The sequence below is a fragment of the Methylophaga sp. UBA5088 genome (assembly GCF_002414625.1).
In the GTDB taxonomy this organism is placed as follows: Bacteria; Pseudomonadota; Gammaproteobacteria; order Nitrosococcales; family Methylophagaceae; genus Methylophaga; species Methylophaga marina.
Genome location: NZ_DIAC01000125.1, coordinates 2,128 through 5,080 on the forward strand (window position 1 = coordinate 2,128; position 2,953 = coordinate 5,080).

General features: G+C 45.1%; 4 protein-coding genes. 2 read left to right on the forward strand and 2 right to left on the reverse strand.

Features of this window, described 5'->3' with window-relative positions:
* Window positions 1-51: 51 nt before the first annotated feature.
* Complete coding sequence (locus tag B4K20_RS15335; RefSeq protein WP_289244341.1) at window positions 52-477, reverse strand: hypothetical protein; 426 nt, start codon at window positions 475-477, stop codon at window positions 52-54.
* Between the two features lie 4 nt (window positions 478-481).
* Window positions 482-943 carry a YcgN family cysteine cluster protein gene (locus tag B4K20_RS15340; RefSeq protein WP_286304552.1) on the reverse strand — a complete coding sequence of 154 codons (462 nt, stop codon included), beginning with the start codon at window positions 941-943 and terminating at the stop codon, window positions 482-484.
* Here B4K20_RS15340 and B4K20_RS15345 point away from each other — a divergent pair.
* Both B4K20_RS15345 and ppk1 read left to right on the forward strand, forming a co-directional pair.
* Window positions 942-1,421 carry a DUF6231 family protein gene (locus tag B4K20_RS15345; RefSeq protein WP_286304551.1) on the forward strand — a complete coding sequence of 160 codons (480 nt, stop codon included), beginning with the start codon at window positions 942-944 and terminating at the stop codon, window positions 1,419-1,421. The two genes, B4K20_RS15340 and B4K20_RS15345, sit on opposite strands and share 2 nt — an antisense overlap.
* 68 nt (window positions 1,422-1,489) lie before the next feature.
* Window positions 1,490-2,953: polyphosphate kinase 1 (ppk1, locus tag B4K20_RS15350; protein ID WP_289283584.1), on the forward strand; the 1,464-nt coding region annotated here is incomplete at its 3' end.

Genomic DNA, 2,953 nt, shown 5'->3' on the forward strand with positions numbered 1-2,953 from the left:
ATTATCTATCATAGATTGCAGAGCGAGGGTTGATGAGTTCGGTTTAGCTTATTACAGCTCGTCATCCTCTTTCACTTTTTTTCTGGGTCGTTTCGATAAACCACCATGTAAACGACAGCGATCAGCGAGTGCGCCCATCCCCCATCCTTCAGGTGAACGGATGGCGACAGATCGTTTGCAACGCTTACCACCTGGCAGGCGCGCACCGCATTCTGGTCGATAACGTTTTACTTTTTCCCAGCCTTCTAGTGTTTGTGATGCTTTTCGAATCACTTTCACTTCTCGAGGTGCTAACTGGTTCTGGTCAACCGGATGTGTTTTCTGATCAGTTTGTCGCCACCAGTAACGCACAACAGGAACAGGGAGACCAAATCGGCGAGCCAGATCATCAGGTTTACGGTAAATCTCCATTTCAAGCAGCAGGATGGCTGCTTGCTCTAATCTGGCTGTAAACTCTCGACTCTCTTGTGGTGTCATTTAACTAGTCAGCCTCGTAACTCAGGGAAATGATGGCTTCGGTTAACTCTTCTACATCATCTTCTGGCTGTGCTATTTCACGAACTGAAATGCCGGCTTGGTGAACACTGTCTGGGTTACCAGTTATAAGAGGATGCCACTCGGGTAAATCTTCGCCTTCGGCTAAGAGACGATAGGCACAGGTCGCGGGTAACCAATCGAAATAATGCGCGTTTTCAATACTTAATTGAATACAGTCAGGTACGATGGTTTGACGATTATCGTAGTCTTTGCATCGACAGCTGTTGATATCTAATAAAGAACAGGCGGCTTTTGTGTAATACATGCGCCCATCATCTTCATCTTCTAGTTTATGAAGACAACAACGTCCACAGCCATCACACAGGCTTTCCCATTCATCGTGTGTCATCTGACTGAGACGTTTATGTTTCCAGAACTCAGTAGATGTTTTATCCTGCTTAGTCATGACTGATTCAATCGCCCTATCCAGCTTACTGACACCTCTCATCGAGCAGTTTAATCCTAAAACGATTTTAACGGCTGGAGAGACAGCAGCAAGTTGTCTGCAAACCGATAATGATACTAGATTGCAGCATCTCGCGACACCGTTTACACAGCAGCAACTTCAACATATCGAAGCGGTAGACTTGGCTGTTATCAGTCATTTAACGGAGTCCATCGACAAACCTGCTGCTCAGGCGTGGCTTGGCACAATCAAGAATCAATATGCGCCTCATGTTATTCTGATTAGCCACACTGAATTAGCGACAAACAACCAATGGCAATTTACTGATTACCTGGCGATGGGATTTAAGCATATTGCGGGAACAGAAGAAGGTTTGCGCATCTTCAGTTATGCAATAGAAAACTACCAGCCCAAACGAGATTGGCTGAACAGTCGTTTTTGGGCAAATCCGGAAATGTATGACAAATACCGCTGGTAATTCATCGCATTGTCATAAAACTGCATTATTATAAAAAAATCTGTGTAATAACGATCTGCAAAGGCAATATGACTGAAGAAAACACTCTCGATTTAAATAACCCGGCTCTTTACATCAACCGTGAATTAAGTTTACTCGAATTCAACTGGCGTGTTTTGCAGCAAGCACTTGATACCAATGTGCCTTTGCTGGAACGTCTCAATTATTTGTGTATCTCCAGCACCAATCTGGACGAGTTTTTTGAAGTACGTGTTGCTGGTTTGATTCAGCAGATTGAAATTGGTGATCCCTACATCGAGTCCGATCAAATCACGGCTCAGGAATGCCTCAAATTAATCAACCAGCGCGCGCATGAGCTGGTTGAAGAGCAATATCGTGTGCTCAATGAAGTGCTTTTACCAGAATTAGAACAAGAATCGATTCAGGTTCTACCTCGTTCACAGTGGACAGACGAGCATAATGCCTGGCTGAAAAACTACTTTCAGGAAGAAATCTTACCGATTCTCAGCCCAATGGGCCTAGATTCGGCACACCCCTTCCCTCGCTTACTCAACAAGAGTTTGAATTTTATTGTGTCACTGGTGGGTAAAGATGCATTTGGCCGTGACCGTGGTTATGCCATCTTGCAAGCACCTCGTGCACTGCCACGTGTGATTCAGCTTCCAGCTGAAATGCATGCTGAAGGCGAATATAAGTTCGTTTTCCTGTCATCCATCATCCATGCCTTTGCTGAAGATTTATTTTTTGGCATGAAAATAAAAGGCTGTTTCCAGTTCCGTGTCACACGTAACAGTGATTTAGCCATTGATACAGAAGAAACCAGTGACCTGCTGGCCACCATTGCTGACGAACTCACCCAGCGTAACTACGGTGATGAAGTTCGTTTGGAAATTGCACACAACTGTCCGGAAGATATGGTGGAATTCCTGCGTAATGAATGTGCGATGGAGCGTGATAATGTCTACCTGGTGAATGGTCCTGTCAATTTGAGTCGAATTCAAACTGTCTGCTCATTAGTTGATAGACCTGATCTGAAATTCAGACCGTTCACCCAAGGTCGTCCAAGTGGCTTAACTCTGGATGTTGATATCTTTGACGCGCTGCGTAAACAAGATATGCTTTTGCACCATCCTTACCAATCGTTTACCCCCGTCATCGACATGATTCGTCAAGCAGCAGCTGATACCAGCGTGCTTGCAATCAAACAAACCCTCTACCGTACAGGTGCTAAATCACCGATTGTAGATGCCTTGGTCAGTGCGGCTCAGGCGGGGAAAGAAGTCACAGTTGTGGTGGAATTACGTGCTCGCTTTGATGAAGAAGCCAACGTCGCGCTGGCATCTCGCTTACAGGAAGCTGGCGCCCATGTAGTGTATGGCATTGTGGGTTATAAGACACATGCCAAAATGCTACTTATTCTAAGACGAGAAAATGGTAAGTTACGTCGCTACGTTCACTTAGGTACCGGTAACTATCACCGCAGCACCTCACGCATTTATACCGATTACGGTTTACTGACCTCTGATAAACAA

Coding starts and splice junctions, on each gene's coding strand:
- B4K20_RS15340 (WP_286304552.1), bottom strand. CDS start 943: ATGACTAAGCAGGATAAAACATCTACTGAGTTCTGGAAACATAAACGT.
- B4K20_RS15335 (WP_289244341.1), bottom strand. CDS start 477: ATGACACCACAAGAGAGTCGAGAGTTTACAGCCAGATTAGAGCAAGCA.
- B4K20_RS15345 (WP_286304551.1), top strand. CDS start 942: ATGACTGATTCAATCGCCCTATCCAGCTTACTGACACCTCTCATCGAG.